The sequence below is a fragment of the Pseudomonas sp. S3_B08 genome (assembly GCF_054667725.1).
In genome coordinates, this window is the sequence record NZ_CP162750.1 from 4,501,745 (window position 1) to 4,515,798 (window position 14,054).

The 14,054-nt window shown below is 62.0% G+C and carries 15 protein-coding genes and 1 other RNA gene; 8 read left to right on the forward strand and 8 right to left on the reverse strand.

What is annotated here, in order from left to right:
• Window positions 1-137: 137 nt before the first annotated feature.
• The 6 genes from AB4N73_RS20430 to AB4N73_RS20455 all read right to left on the reverse strand — a co-directional run bounded on the left by AB4N73_RS20430 (window position 138) and on the right by AB4N73_RS20455 (window position 6,172).
• Window positions 138-1,142 (reverse strand): extracellular solute-binding protein, encoded by a 1,005-nt coding sequence (locus AB4N73_RS20430; protein ID WP_460142480.1) that lies wholly within the window; start codon window positions 1,140-1,142, stop codon window positions 138-140.
• 218 nt (window positions 1,143-1,360) lie between these two features.
• Complete coding sequence (locus AB4N73_RS20435; protein WP_460143600.1) at window positions 1,361-2,578, reverse strand: 2-octaprenyl-3-methyl-6-methoxy-1,4-benzoquinol hydroxylase; 1,218 nt, start codon at window positions 2,576-2,578, stop codon at window positions 1,361-1,363.
• A 9-nt stretch (window positions 2,579-2,587) separates the two neighbouring features.
• On the reverse strand, window positions 2,588-3,073 hold the full coding sequence (locus tag AB4N73_RS20440; protein ID WP_041476891.1) for a DUF4442 domain-containing protein: 486 nt from the start codon (window positions 3,071-3,073) through the stop codon (window positions 2,588-2,590).
• Entirely contained in the window at window positions 3,066-4,253 is a 1,188-nt protein-coding gene (ubiH, locus tag AB4N73_RS20445) for a 2-octaprenyl-6-methoxyphenyl hydroxylase (RefSeq protein ID WP_150637069.1), read from the reverse strand. The genes AB4N73_RS20440 and ubiH overlap by 8 nt, the downstream gene beginning before the upstream one ends.
• Window positions 4,250-5,584, reverse strand: coding sequence for a Xaa-Pro aminopeptidase (pepP, locus tag AB4N73_RS20450; RefSeq protein WP_041476895.1), 1,335 nt, complete (start codon window positions 5,582-5,584; stop codon window positions 4,250-4,252). Before pepP ends, ubiH begins: the two co-directional genes overlap by 4 nt.
• 27 nt (window positions 5,585-5,611) lie before the next feature.
• Window positions 5,612-6,172 carry a YecA/YgfB family protein gene (locus AB4N73_RS20455; protein WP_041476897.1) on the reverse strand — a complete coding sequence of 187 codons (561 nt, stop codon included), beginning with the start codon at window positions 6,170-6,172 and terminating at the stop codon, window positions 5,612-5,614.
• Between the two features lie 125 nt (window positions 6,173-6,297).
• Between AB4N73_RS20455 and AB4N73_RS20460 the strand changes: the two genes are divergently transcribed.
• The 4 genes from AB4N73_RS20460 to AB4N73_RS20475 all read left to right on the forward strand — a co-directional run bounded on the left by AB4N73_RS20460 (window position 6,298) and on the right by AB4N73_RS20475 (window position 7,716).
• Window positions 6,298-6,507: a TIGR02449 family protein gene (locus tag AB4N73_RS20460; protein ID WP_007911197.1), complete on the forward strand. Its 210-nt coding sequence runs from the start codon at window positions 6,298-6,300 to the stop codon at window positions 6,505-6,507.
• Window positions 6,504-6,821, forward strand: a complete 318-nt coding sequence (locus AB4N73_RS20465) for a cell division protein ZapA (protein ID WP_460142481.1) — start codon at window positions 6,504-6,506, stop codon at window positions 6,819-6,821. Before AB4N73_RS20460 ends, AB4N73_RS20465 begins: the two co-directional genes overlap by 4 nt.
• A gap of 30 nt (window positions 6,822-6,851) precedes the next feature.
• Window positions 6,852-7,030, forward strand: a non-coding RNA gene (ssrS, locus tag AB4N73_RS20470) — 6S RNA.
• A gap of 80 nt (window positions 7,031-7,110) precedes the next feature.
• Complete coding sequence (locus AB4N73_RS20475) at window positions 7,111-7,716, forward strand: 5-formyltetrahydrofolate cyclo-ligase (RefSeq protein WP_024014742.1); 606 nt, start codon at window positions 7,111-7,113, stop codon at window positions 7,714-7,716.
• A 35-nt stretch (window positions 7,717-7,751) separates the two neighbouring features.
• Here AB4N73_RS20475 and AB4N73_RS20480 read toward each other — a convergent pair whose 3' ends face one another.
• A complete protein-coding gene (locus AB4N73_RS20480) occupies window positions 7,752-7,907 on the reverse strand; it encodes a hypothetical protein (RefSeq protein WP_024014743.1) in 156 nt (51 codons plus the stop codon).
• Between the two features lie 197 nt (window positions 7,908-8,104).
• Between AB4N73_RS20480 and AB4N73_RS20485 the strand changes: the two genes are divergently transcribed.
• The 4 genes from AB4N73_RS20485 to AB4N73_RS20500 all read left to right on the forward strand — a co-directional run bounded on the left by AB4N73_RS20485 (window position 8,105) and on the right by AB4N73_RS20500 (window position 13,478).
• Complete coding sequence (locus AB4N73_RS20485; RefSeq protein WP_095181275.1) at window positions 8,105-8,554, forward strand: EVE domain-containing protein; 450 nt, start codon at window positions 8,105-8,107, stop codon at window positions 8,552-8,554.
• A 123-nt stretch (window positions 8,555-8,677) separates the two neighbouring features.
• Window positions 8,678-9,643, forward strand: coding sequence for an HlyD family secretion protein (locus AB4N73_RS20490; protein WP_460142482.1), 966 nt, complete (start codon window positions 8,678-8,680; stop codon window positions 9,641-9,643).
• Window positions 9,640-12,360 carry a ribosome-associated ATPase/putative transporter RbbA gene (rbbA, locus tag AB4N73_RS20495; protein ID WP_460142483.1) on the forward strand — a complete coding sequence of 907 codons (2,721 nt, stop codon included), beginning with the start codon at window positions 9,640-9,642 and terminating at the stop codon, window positions 12,358-12,360. Before AB4N73_RS20490 ends, rbbA begins: the two co-directional genes overlap by 4 nt.
• Window positions 12,360-13,478, forward strand: a complete 1,119-nt coding sequence (locus AB4N73_RS20500; protein ID WP_095181272.1) for an ABC transporter permease — start codon at window positions 12,360-12,362, stop codon at window positions 13,476-13,478. Before rbbA ends, AB4N73_RS20500 begins: the two co-directional genes overlap by 1 nt.
• Window positions 13,479-13,497: 19 nt before the next feature.
• Here AB4N73_RS20500 and AB4N73_RS20505 read toward each other — a convergent pair whose 3' ends face one another.
• Complete coding sequence (locus AB4N73_RS20505; protein ID WP_041476900.1) at window positions 13,498-13,905, reverse strand: flagellar basal body-associated protein FliL; 408 nt, start codon at window positions 13,903-13,905, stop codon at window positions 13,498-13,500.
• Window positions 13,906-14,054: the final 149 nt, after the last annotated feature.

Here is a 14,054-nt window from a genome sequence, read left to right on the forward strand (position 1 = left end):
TGCTCATGCAAACTACATCGACCTGAGATATTGAGTCGAACTCAAGTTTCGAAAGCAACAAGTTGGCTCCCTCTCCCTCCGGGAGAGGGCTGGGGTGAGGGAGCGATCTTGAAAGATCAACAGTTACACGAAACGCCTCAGTTCCACCCCGCCCGATCCATCATCCGGATCGCCTCGGCCTGACGTTTACCCGCCACCTCAACCGGCAACGTATCAGCAACAAACTTGCCCCACGCCGCCACTTCTTCCGATGGCGCCACAGCCGGGTTGGCCGGGAATTCCTGATTCACATCAGCAAAAATCTTCTGCGCCTCAGGCGTGGTCATCCATTCGACCAGAGCCTTGGCCGCTTCCGGGTGCGGTGCATGTTTGGTCAGGCCGATGCCTGACAGATTCACATGCACGCCGCGATCAGCCTGATTCGGCCAGAACAGTTTCACCGGCAATTCAGGCTTCTGCTTGTGCAGGCGACCGTAGTAGTAGGTGTTGACGATGCCAACATCGCACTGCCCGGCGTTGATCGCTTCCAGCACCGCAACGTCATCGGAGAACACGTCGGTGGACAGGTTGTTGACCCAGCCCTTGAGGATCTGCTCGGTCTTCTCGGCGCCGTGGACTTCGATCATGGTCGCGGTCAGCGACTGGTTGTAGACCTTCTTCGCCGTGCGCAGGCACAGGCGACCTTCCCAGTTCTTGTCGGCCAGCGCTTCATAGGTGGTCAGTTCGCCCGGCTTCACTCGCTCGGTGGAATAGGCGATGGTCCGCGCGCGCAGGCTCAGGCCGGTCCATGCGTGGGTGGACGAGCGATATTGCGCGGGAATGTTGGTGTCGATGGTTTTCGAGGTGAATGGCTGGAGGATGCCCATCTGCTCGGCCTGCCACAGGTTGCCGGCATCGACGGTGAGCAGCAGGTCGGCGGTGGCGTTTTCACCTTCGGCCTTGATGCGCTGCATCAGCGGCGCTTCCTTGTCGGTGATGAACTTGATCTTCACCCCGGTCTTGGCGGTGTAGGCGTCGAATACCGGTTTGATCAGCTCATCGATACGCGACGAGTAAACCACCACCTCATCGGCAGCCTGGGCAGTGGTGCTGCCGATCAGGGTCAAGGCCAGTGCGGTCAGAAGACGCTTGGGTGCCAACATGGGAGTGGTCTCTCGGTCGGGAAATGTGGGCCAAATGATAAGGACTCACATTTACCACCACAATCGAACACTGGGGGAAGGCGTTACCAGATGTTGCACGACTCAAAACCGCGGTAAGTGGGCGGACGCTTTCGCGAGCAGGCTCGCTCCCACATTGGAATGCATCTCAACAGTGGGAGCGAGCCTGCTCGCGAAGGCCATCAGCCTCAATGAGGCGGTCAGGGCTTTGCCAGAGTTGGAAGATCCCCAGTCAACCCCAGCGCCTCGCGCACAAACAACGCCTTCGCCTCGGGCATCTGCTCGACCAGTTTCAATCCGGCATTACGCAGCCACCTCAGCGGCAACGGGTCAGCCTGGAACAACCGCTCGAAGCCCTCCATCGCCGCCATCAGCGCCAGATTGTGCGGCATGCGCCGACGCTCGTAGCGGCTCAGCACCTTCACGTCCGCCAGTCGCTCACCGCGCTCATGCGCTTGCAGGAGCACTTCCGCCAGCACGGCGGCATCGAGGAATCCAAGGTTCACACCCTGCCCCGCCAAGGGGTGAATGGTGTGCGCCGCATCACCGATCAAGGCCAGGCCCTCAGCGACGTAGCGCTTGGCATGGCGCTGACGCAGCGGCACGCACAGACGCGGATCGGCGCTGATCACTTCACCGAGGCGCCCTTCGAACGCTCGCTCCAGCTCAGCGCAAAACGCAGTCTTCTCGAGCGCCATCAAGCGCTCGGCTTCAGCCGGTGTGGTCGACCAGACGATCGAGCACCAGTCCTGCTGACCATCACGCTCCAACGGCAAAAACGCCAATGGCCCGTGATCGGTAAAGCGCTGCCAGGCGGTTTTGCGGTGCGGCTGGCTGCAGCGCACGCTGGTGACGATGGCGTGATGCAGATAATCCCACTCGCGAGTCGCCACGCCGGTCAGACGGCGCACAGCAGAATTGGCGCCATCGGCCGCGATCACCAGCGGCGCGCGCAAGGTGCGGCCGTCGGCCAGCGTCAGCAGCCAGTCATCGCCGGAGCGACGCATCTGCTCCAGCCGCGCATTGGCCAACATGCCGAGGTCGCAACCATGCAAACGCTCGAGCAGCGCATCCTGGACCACGCGATTTTCGACGATGTGGCCGAGCACATCGGCATGCACGCTGCTCGCCGAGAAATGAATCTGCCCGGTGCCGCTGCCGTCCCACACGTGCATGTCGGTGTACGGGCTGCTGCGCCGCTGGGCGATGCCGTCCCAGACGCCAAGGCGCTCGAGAATGCGCTGGCTCGCCGCCGACAATGCACTGACGCGCGGTTCGAACGCCGCTTCGGCAGCGAAGGGTTTGACACTCAGCGGGCTACCGTCGAGCAACAGCACTTCCAGCCCACTGTCCTGTAACGCCAGCGCCAGGGCGCTGCCGACCATTCCGGCTCCGACAATCAGCACATCTGCGCGCATTTCCATGCTTTAGGCCTGTCTCGCTTGCGGCTTGAGCCGCACGTAAAGGGTTTTACCGACCCGCGCCACAAGGTTGCCGGCGCCGTCATGAATGTCGACCTGCAACTGCGGCAGGTATTTCTCGCCGTTGGCGGTCTGCCGGCGGATCTCGTCGAGCAGGGTCTGGTCGATGTTGAACCGGGCGAACACCGGGCCTTTGCCCGGCGCAATGAAATCGATGTCGGCGGCCTTGTCCCAGACGATGTACTTCGGGCCGAGGTTTTCCATGAGCATCAACATGAAGAACGGGTCGACCATCGAATACAGACTGCCGCCAAACTGGGTGCCGACATAGTTGCGGTTGTACCAGCCCAACCCCATGGACACCTGCACATCGCGAAAGTCGTCACTGATGTGGCGCACCCGCACACCCGCGCCGAGATATGGCGGGTAGCAGGTCATTACCCAGCGCATCAATCGTGCCTTGCCGAATGTGTTGCTCAGCCACTCAAGCATCCGGACGGGTTCCCAGGCCCATCGCCTGCCGGGCGAACCAGCGCTTGGCCGGTGGCAGCAGGTCGAGGCCGAGCAGGCCGAGGTTGCGCCCCAGCGACACCAGCGGCTGGGTGCTGCCGAACAGGCGCGTGACCTGATCGGAGAAGCCCACCGTCAGGTCCTGATCGAGGCGCTGCCGTTCGCGATAGGCCTGCAACGTGGCGAAGTCGCCCAGCGGCTTGTCGCTGGCCAGCAGCGCGGCAGCCAAGGCGTCGGCGTCACGCAGCGACAGGTTGAAGCCCTGGCCGGCAATCGGGTGCAGGCTGTGTGCGGCGTTGCCGAGCACGGCCAGATGCGAGCGCACCTGTTCTTCAGCTTCGATCAGCGACAGCGGATACAGATGCCGTGCGCCGACCTGTTTCAAAGTGCCGAGGCGGTAACCGAATACGCCTTGCAGCTCGCTGAGAAAATCACGCTCGCTCAACTCGGTCAGACGCTGCGCGTCCATGCCCAGCCGCGTCCACACCAGGGCGCAGCGATTGTCCGGCAGCGGCAGCAGGGCCATCGGCCCCTCATCGGTAAAGCGCTCGAAGGCCATGCCGTTGTGCGCTTCGCTCGGGGTGATGTTGGCAATCAGCGCGCTCTGGTTGTAAGGGCGCTTGCGCACGTTGATGCCCAACTGTTCGCGCAACCCGGAGCGGCCGCCATCGGCGAGCACTGCGAGATCGCATTCCAGCGTGGTTTCATCGTTGAGGGTCAGGCGATAGCCATCGGCCAACGGCTCCATGCGCGTGACTTCCGCCGGGCAGCGCCACGTGATCACGTCTTTGTCGAGGTGCTGCCACAGGCACTGGCCGAGCCAGGCGTTTTCCACCACGTAACCGAGCGCAGGAACCCCCTCTTCCATCGCCGACAAACGCGCGGTGGAGAAACGGCCACGGTCGGAGACATGAATCTGTTTGATCGGCTCGGCGCGGCGGGAAATTTCCTGCCACACGCCCAGGCGCTGATAAATCTGCCGCGAGCCGAACGACAGCGCCGAGGAGCGGGCATCGTAGCTCGGCTGCCAGTTGTCGCCGGGGGCGAACGGTTCGATCAGGACAATTTTCCAGCCCTGCGCCTTGGCCCCGGCCTGCAACGCCAACGCCAGACTGGCGCCGACCAGACCGCCACCGATGATTGCCAGATTGACTCGACTCATGCTGCGTGTGTCCTTGCTTGTGCCATCAGCGCTTCGATCTCGGCGACGGTTTTTGGCACGCCGCTGGTGAGGATTTCACAGCCGGATCGGGTCACGACCACGTCATCCTCGATGCGCACGCCAATGCCGCGCCATTTCTTCGCCACGTTCTGATTGTCCGCCGCGATGTAGATACCCGGCTCCACGGTCAGCGCCATGCCGACTTCCAGCACGCGCCATTCGCCGCCGACCTTGTACTCGCCGACGTCATGCACATCCATGCCCAGCCAGTGGCCGGCGCGGTGCATATAAAAAGCCTTGTAGGCTTCGCTGGCGATCAACTCGTCAACCTCGCCCTGCAACAAGCCAAGCTTGACCAGACCTGCGGTGATCACCCGCACCGTGGCTTCGTGCGCCTGGTTCCAGTGCTTGTTGGGGGCAATCTCGGCGAATGCCGCTTCCTGCGAAGCCAGCACCAACTCGTAGATCGCCTTCTGCTCCGGCGAGAACCTGCCATTGACCGGCCAGGTGCGGGTGATGTCGCTGGCGTAGCAGTCGATCTCGCAACCAGCGTCTATCAACACCAGATCGCCGTCCTTGAGCAGCGCGTCATTTTGCTGGTAATGCAGGATGCAGCTGTTGCGCCCGGCGGCGACAATCGAACCGTAGGCCGGCATCTTCGCCCCGCCCTTGCGGAATTCGTAATCCAGCTCGGCTTCCAGGCTGTATTCATACAGCCCCGGACGACTGGCCTGCATCGCGCGGATATGCGCCTGCGCCGAAATCCGCGCGGCTTCGCGCATCACCTTCACTTCTGCCGCCGATTTATACAGGCGCATGTCGTGCAGGAGGTGATCCAGGGCAACGAATTCATTCGGCGGCTGCGCGCCGAGGTGCGCCTTGGAGCGGATCACGTTGATCCAGTCCATCAAATGCCGATCGAATTCAGGGTTGCTGCCCATCGCCGAATACACCCGGTCGCGGCCTTCGATCAGGCCCGGGAGGATGTCGTCGATGTCGGTAATCGGAAAGGCGTCGTCGGCGCCGTACTCGCGGATCGCGCCTTCCTGCCCGGCGCGCAGGCCATCCCACAATTCGCGTTCGGCGTTGCGTTCACGGCAGAACAGGATGTACTCGCCGTGCTCGCGGCCGGGCATCAGGACGATGACGGCCTGTGGCTCGGGAAAACCGCTGAGGTACTGGAAGTCGCTGTCCTGACGATAGACATGCTCGACGTCGCGGTTGCGGATGGCCACCGCGGCGGCGGGCAGGATCGCGATGCTGTTGGGTTCCATCTGCGCCATCAGGGCCTTGCGGCGACGGCTGTATTCCGCTTTGGGGATATGGGTCATGGGCAGATGGCTTTCCCTGGCACGCGATTAATGCAGCGAAGGTTTGGCCGCTGGCGGCACATCGGACTTCTTGGTTTCCGAGAACAGCAGCAACGGCGCGACGCGCAGGTATTCCATGACTTCCATGTAGTCGGATTCGCCGTCTTCGGATTCTTCCAGCGCGTCCTGCACCTGGGAAATGGCGGCCAGATCCTGCAGCACTTCGGTGGCTTCGGTGCTGAGCATGCTGCTGTCGCGGCAGTTCAGGCCGAAACCGCTGAGGAAGCCCTGGCACCACTCGCCCAGCGCAGCAGCGCGGTCGGCCAGCGGTGCATCGTCGGTCGGCAGCAGCAGCACGACAGTGACGTCGTCGCCGGTCAGCTCGCCTTTGACCATCTCCTGCAGGCCGATCAGGGCGTTGCGGACGTTGTCCTGGATGTCGCCTTCGAGCAGTTCGGCGGCGTCGATCAGCCAGCCTTCGTGATCGAAGCCGGCCCCGGCGCAACTGCGCCCGAGCAGCACGCCGTGCAGTTCGGCAGGCGAGACGTTGTGGCCGCTGGCAGTCAGCAGGGTGGCAAAGGCTTGGTACGGGGAATTCGCAATGGTCATGGGCAGCTAGGCGCCAGACGGCGCTATGTCTAGAATGAAGGCCTTGTATCCTACATCGACAGCCCCGCCAAGACCATTAAAGGCTGTCCGCCAGTCACCACCCATCAGACGAACACGTGGACCCAATGGAAGACACCGACCTGCAAGCGCTGATGGCCAGACTCGAACTGCTGATTGGCCGAGTCGAGCAACTTAAGAGTCAAAACGCACTCTTACTAGCTCAGGAAAAAACCTGGCGCGAGGAACGCGCTCACCTCATTGAAAAAAACGAAATCGCCCGGCGTAAGGTCGAATCGATGATTTCGCGCCTCAAGGCCCTGGAGCAAGACTCATGAGTTCAAGCAATAGCGTTACCGTGCAGATCCTCGACAAAGACTATTCGATCATCTGCCCGCCGGAAGAACGCAGCAATCTGGTCAGTGCCGCGCGCTACCTGGACGGCAAGATGCGCGAGATCCGCAGCAGCGGCAAAGTCATCGGTGCCGACCGCATTGCCGTGATGGCCGCGCTGAACATCACCCACGACCTGTTGCACAAAGAAGAGCGCCCGGACATCCAGGCCAGCGGTTCGACCCGCGAACAGGTGCGCGACTTGCTCGATCGTGTCGATCTGGTCCTGGCCGACGATCAGAACACCGCCAAGGGCTGATTCGCCTGACAGCTTGAGGTATACTCGCGGCACTCCCTGGGGTGCTTGCCAGTTGACGATGTCCCGGAGCCGATTCGCACTACCCTGGAAGTTGCACGTTGGGCTGGTGTGCATGTCCGCTAGACGGAAAGCCTTAAAGTCTACTGCTTCTTCCACCTTGAACTTTCGGGTTCAAGGGCTGAGTTGACAGCGGTTCATCCGGGGAGCCTGATTCGAATCCGATGTCGGTGTATGCCGACATCGGATTTTTTATGCGTACGTTTTTGCATCCACCTGCCGAAGCCGAACCATGACCGAACCCGCGCTGCTGCCCCGCCCGCAACTCCGCCGTCTGCTGCGCAAGGCACGCCGCGCACTGACGCCAGGCGAACAACGCCAGGCTGCCAAAGGCCTGTTCCGGCAATTGGCCCAGGACCCGCACTTTCGCCGGGCAAAACATATCTCTCTGTATTTGCCCACCGACGGTGAAATCGATCCGCGCCTGCTCCTGCGCGAAGCCCAGCGTCGCGGCAAGGCGACTTATCTGCCGGTACTCAGCGCGTGGCCACGAACGAAAATGGTCTTCCAGCGCATCCGCCCCGGCGAAAAGCTCACGCCCAATCGTTTCCGCATCCTCGAGCCCCGGGCCAATCTGGCTCGGCAACGCAAGGTCTGGGCGCTGGATCTGGTGCTGTTGCCGCTGGTGGGGTTTGACGATGTCGGCGGGCGCCTGGGCATGGGCGGCGGATTTTATGATCGCAGCCTCGCCTATCTGGCCCGCCGCAAGAACTGGCGCAAGCCGACGCTGCTGGGCCTGGCCCATGAGTGTCAGAAGGTCGAACGTCTGGCGCAGGCGAGCTGGGATGTGCCGTTACAAGGCACGGTTACCGACAAGGCGTGGTATTTCGCAGAGTAGACGCCGCATGGAACAGCGGCGTCGAAGAGACAGGTTCAGCGTTTGAAAGCGGTCGACTGTTGCACCTGTTGCGCCACTTCAATCGGCGCGTCGGTCTTGTTCGCCCACAGGCTCTGCGCGTAACCGGTGGTTACCACGCCCAGGCCAAACAAAATTACCAAAGTCCATAGCAAATCCGGTTTGCGTTTCATCGATTGCCCCCCTCAAGGCACATCATCACGATGACAGCAGCGGTTTCCGTTCGTAGGCCGTGCAGCAGCGTCAAGCTTTAAAGGCCGGCATTTTGCGGCAACGTGAACCTGTGCGCAAACGCTGACGTCAACCGACTGTCGGTTTGTCATAAAATTGCCCGACAACCTGCCCAATGACCGCTTCAGGAGCACACGACATGGCCTACTGGCTGATGAAATCAGAGCCCGACGAACTCTCGATCAAGGGCCTGGAAAAGCTCGGCAAGGCGCGCTGGGACGGGGTTCGCAACTATCAGGCGCGCAATTTCCTGCGGGCGATGGCGGTCGGTGACGAGTTCTTTTTCTACCATTCCAGCTGCCCCGAGCCGGGGATTGCCGGGATTGGTAAAATTATCGAAGCAGCGTATCCCGATCCGACGGCGCTGGAGCCGCAGAGCCATTACTTCGATCCGAAGGCCACAGCGCAGAAGAATGCCTGGAGCGCCATCGACGTGGCGCACGTCGAAACCTTTGCGCGAGTCTTGAAGCTCGACTACCTGAAACAGCAGACCGCGCTGGCAGAAATGCCACTGGTGCAGAAAGGCTCGCGGCTTTCAGTGATGCCCGTCACCGCCGAACAATGGGCCGCAGTGCTCGGCCTGCGCTGAGAACTGCCAAGTCACACCGTGGTGGCAGACAAAAGGGTCTAGGCTTGACGCTCATTTGACTGACATCAAGCGCCCCCAGCGCTTGAACCGTCAGAGTGGACGCCACAGCCGCAGGATGCCCCCATGTCGACGCACCGCCGTTCCTCACTGTTATTTGCCGGATCGCTCATAGCCTTGCTGTTGGCCGCTGGCGGCTTCGGTTACTGGAAGTCGATGAGCAGCCGCCTGCCCGAGGGGCTGTCGGCCGGCAACGGACGACTTGAGGCCACCGAAGTGCAAATCGCCAGCAAGACCCCCGGGCGCCTCGCCGAGGTGCTGGTCGATGAAGGCGACAAGGTCACTCAAGGCCAACTGCTGGCCCGCATGGACACCCGCACCCTTGAAGCCCAGCGCAACCAGGCCGAAGCCGAGGTGTTGCGCGCCCGGGAAAACCTCAACGCCGCCCAGGCCAACGTGCAGTTGCGTCAGAGTGAGCTACTGCTGGCCCAACAGGAACTCGGGCGCTCTGAGTCGCTGTTCAAGCACGGTTTCGTCAGCGCTCAGGTCATCGATCAATTGCAGTCGCGCATCGGCACCGGCAACGCTGCCGTGACGGCGGCCCGCGCCCAAGTGTCGGCGGTCGCTGCAGCGATCGGCGCAGCCCAGGCGCAGGTCGCTCAACTGACCAGCGAAATCGACGACAGCAGCCTGCGGGCGCCGATTGATGGGGTGATCCAGTTACGCATGGCCGAACCCGGGGAAGTGCTGGGTGCCGGTGGCCGCGTCCTGCTGTTGATTGACCCCAACGATCAGTACATGAACCTCTACTTGTCCGCCTCGGTGGCCGGGCGTCTGGCGGTGGGCGATGAGGCCCGGGTACTGCTCGATGCCCTGCCCGACAAGCCCTTGCCAGCGAAAATCAGTTTTGTCGCCGGCAAATCGCAGTTCACCCCCAAGGAAGTCGAAACCCGCGACGAGCGGCAAAAACTGGTGTTCCGCGTCAAACTGCGCTTGACCCAACCCAGCGCCGTACCGCAAGCCAAGCCCGGCATGCCCGGTGCCGGGTATGTGCGCACCGCGCCGATCGTCTGGCCGGCCAATCTGCAATGAGCAGCCTCGCGGTCCAGGCCAATGCTATCGCGCACCGCTACGGCAAACAGCAAGCACTGAGCGATATCACCTTCAGCCTGCCAGCCGGCACCCGTTGCGGTCTGATCGGCCCCGATGGCGCGGGCAAGTCCAGCCTGCTGGGACTGATCGCCGGCGTGAAGGCCTTGCAGCAAGGGCAACTGGACGTCCTTGGCGGGCCGATCCAGCAGCGCCACCACCGCGACACGCTGTATGCACGCATCGCTTTCATGCCGCAGGGATTGGGCGGCAACCTGTATCCAGAACTGTCGATCCGCGAAAACATTCAGTTCTTCGCCACGCTGTTCGGCCTGTCGAAGGCCGACAGCGAACAACGCATGCGCAATCTGCTGCTTGCCACCGACCTGCTGAAGTTCGCCGAGCGCCCCGCCGGCAAGTTGTCCGGCGGCATGAAACAGAAACTCGGACTGTGCTGCGCGCTGATCCACGAACCGGATCTGTTAATCCTCGATGAGCCAACCACCGGCGTCGACCCGCTCTCACGACGGCGTTTCTGGGAGCTGATCGACGACGTGCGGCGCCAGCGCCCGCAACTGACCCTGCTGGTCGCCACCGCGTACATGGAAGAAGCCGAACAGTTCGAGCATTGCCTGATGCTCGACAACGGCAAATTGATTGCCACCGGTCTGAGCCGTGAACTGGCGGCCGTCACCCCCAGTGGCAAACTCGATGAGGCCTTCACCCATTTCCAGGGTGACAGCCAGCATGACGTCAGGCCGCTGGTGATTCCGCCACGTAGCAGTGGCAGCAGCGACACCGCCATCGAGGCCCACGACCTGACACTGCGTTTCGGCGACTTCACTGCGGTCGATCACGTCAACTTCGCCATCGGTCGCGGCGAAATTTTCGGTTTTCTCGGCTCCAACGGCTGCGGCAAGACCACCACGATGAAAGTCCTGACCGGGCTGATGCCGGCCAGCGAAGGCCGCGCGACACTGCTCGGCAACCCGGTAAATGCCAAGGATCTGGCCACGCGCAAACGGGTCGGTTTCATGTCCCAGAGCTTTTCGCTGTATGGCGAACTCAGTGTGCGACAGAACCTTGATCTGCACGCCCGGCTGTTCGACTTGCCCAAAGCCGAGAGTGCGCCACGCATCGATGCCCTCATTCAACGCTTCAACCTGCTCAGCGTCGCCGATCAGCCGTCCGGCGCCCTGCCTCTGGGGCTGCGTCAACGCCTGTCGCTGGCGGTTGCGGTGTTGCATCGTCCGGAAGTGCTGATCCTCGATGAGCCGACCTCCGGCGTCGACCCGGCAGCCCGTGATGACTTCTGGCGACTGCTGATCGAACTGTCCCGAGAGCAAGGCGTGACGATTTTTCTCTCCACCCACTTCATGAACGAAGCCCAGCGCTGCGACCGCATTTCGCTGATGCACGCCGGCCAAGTGCTGGCATGCGACACCCCGGCAGCGCTGCAACGTCAGTTCGCTGGAGAAACGCTGGAAGCCGCTTTCGTGACGTGCCTGGAACAGGCTCAGGGCACTGCGCAGTCGCCTGCCAGTGAACCGCCGGCAGCGCCAATGATCGCCACATCGGCGCTCCAGCAGCACGGTTTCAGCCTCGGTCGCCTGCTGGCGGTGGCCAGCCGCGAAGGCAAGGAGCTGCTGCGTGACAAGGTGCGCATGGCGTTCGCCCTGGCGGGGGCGATTTTCATGATGGTGATTTTCGGCTACGGGATATCCCTGGACGTGGAAAACCTCGCGTTTGCCGTGTACGACCAGGACCAGACACCGCAGAGCCGAACCTATCTGGAGGCCTTTCGCGGCTCGCGTTACTTCGATGAACGGCCAGCCATCCATGATGCACAGGAATTGCACCGACGCCTGCAACGCTCGGAGATCAAACTTGCGCTGGAAATCCCCCCCGGTTTCGGCCGTGACCTGTACGCGGGACGCCAGCCCGCGGTGGCGGCATGGCTGGATGGCGGCATGCCGTTTCGCGCCGAGACCAGCCGCAATTATGTCGAAGCCGTGCACCTGGCCAACCTGCAACAGTTGGCCGAACAGAGCAGTCTCGCCATCAACCATCAGGCGGGCGCCAGCCTGGAAACGCGCTTTCGCTACAACCAGGATGTGGTCAGCGTCAACGCTATCGGCCCCGGCGTCATGGCGCTGATACTGGCGTTCATTCCAGCGATGCTCACCGCACTCGGCATCGTGCGCGAGAAAGAACTGGGCTCGATCACCAACTTCTACGCCACGCCTCTGACCCGCCTGGAGTTTCTGTTGGGCAAGCAGGCGCCATACCTGCTGGTAAGTCTGATCAATCTCGCGCTGCTGGTGGCGATGAACCGCTGGCTGTTTGGCGTGCCGTTCAAGGGCAGCCTGCTGACACTGGCGTTTGGCGGCCTGCTCTACGTGCTGGCGACCACCAGCATGGGTCTGCTGATCTCGGCCTTCACCCGCACACAGATCGCCGCGATCCTCGGCACCATGATCATCACCAGCCTGCCGACCATCCAGTTCTCCGGGCTGATCGTGCCGCGTTCTTCGCTGCAAGGTGCGGCTGCGGTGATGGGCATGCTGTTTCCGGCAGGACATTTTCTCGATATTGCCGTGGGGACGTTCACCAAGGCGCTGGACTTGCGGCAGCTGTGGCCACAATGCCTGGCCCTGTTCGGCTTCTTCGTCGGGTTCACAGGGTTGAGCCTGATCATGCTGAAAAAGCAGGAGGCCTGATGCACAAGTTCGCGCACATCCTGCGCTTGGGACTCAAGGAACTGACCAGCCTGCGCCACGACAGCGTGTTGTTGCTGTTCCTGTTCTACGCCTTCACCGTGGCGATCTACATGCCCGCCGCCGGTTCGGTAATCGGCGTGCACAACGCCAGCGTGGCGATCGTCGACGAAGACCGCAGCGCCCTCTCGCGCCAGTTGGCCCAGGCCCTGCAACCGCCGGAGTTCCAGACGCCGGTGCTACTGCCTTACCCGCAACTGGATCAGGTGATGGACAGCGGCCAGTACACCTTCGTGATCAACATTCCGGCGGGGTTTCAAACCAACCTGCTCGCGGCGCGGCGACCGGCCATTCAGGTCAACGTCGATGCCACCGCGATGAGCCAGGCGTTCATGGGCGCCGGTTACATCGGCCGGATCTTCCAGCGTGAACTGCAGGCCTACGGCGGTCAGAGCGATGCCGCGAGCAAGACGCCGATTTCGCTGACCACCCGCGCGCTATTCAATACCAACCTGGAGGGTGGCTGGTTTCTGGCGGTGATCCAGATCGTCAACAACATCACCATTCTGGCGATCATCCTCACGGGCACCGCGCTGCTGCGCGAACGCGAGCACGGCACGCTCGACCATTTGCTGGTGCTGCCGCTGACGGCGCTGGAAATCATGCTGGCGAAAATCTGGAGCAACCTGCTGGTGGTGGTGCTGTGCACCTGGCTGTCCGTGGAGGTGGTGGTCAAAGGCGCACTCGGCGTGCCGCTTTCCGGCTCAATGAGCCTGTTTTTGCTGGTGACTGCGGTTTATCTGTTTGCCAGTACCGCGCTGGGCATCTTTCTGGCGACACTCGCGCGCTCGACGCCGCAGTTCGGCTTGCTGGCGATTCCGGTGATCATCCCGATGCTGCTGCTGTCGGGCGGCAGCACGCCACTGGACAGCATGCCGCACTGGCTGCAGTGGGTCATGCAGGGCTCACCGTCCACGCATTTTGTCAGCCTCAGCGCCGCGATTCTGTTTCGCGACGCCGGGCTGAGCGTGGTCTGGCCGGAGTTGCTGGCGCTGACTGCCATCGGTCTGCTGTTCTTCGCCATCGCCTTGGCACGCTTTCGCAAAAGCCTGGCGTCCTGAAGAGCAGCAGCCAACGTATTTACTGGATGATCAGGTTGTTGAACAACAGATCCTCAACAACAGGCTTGCCGGTCTCGTCATTCATGACCTGCTGGGTCTGCTTCAACGCTTCCTGACGCAGCTTTTCCTTGCCCTCGATGCTGCCCATCGCCTCGGTCGACTGCTGAGTGAACAACGCCACCAGCTGATTGCGGATCAGCGGCTCGTTGGCCTTGACCAGTTTGGTCGCCTCCTCACCAGTCACACGCAATGCCACATCGGCCTTGTAGACCTTGAGCTTCGGCGTGCCGTCGAGGCCATAGTTGCCGACGAACGGCGGGCTCAGGGTGATGTAATTGACCTTCGGCGCCTCGCCTTCTTTGGCTTCTTCGGCCAGTGCTGCCACAGGCAGAGACAGGGCCAGCAACAACATGATCCACGCTTTCACAATTCGCTCCTTATCCGGTTTGCGGCCTAGCATAACGACCCGCCGCGCAAGCACAAGCTTATGGCTGACTATCAGGGCCGGGCATGCTCGTTGACCCGTTGATTCACACACCTACACTTATCGGCCATCACTCCCAAAGGAATAGCCCT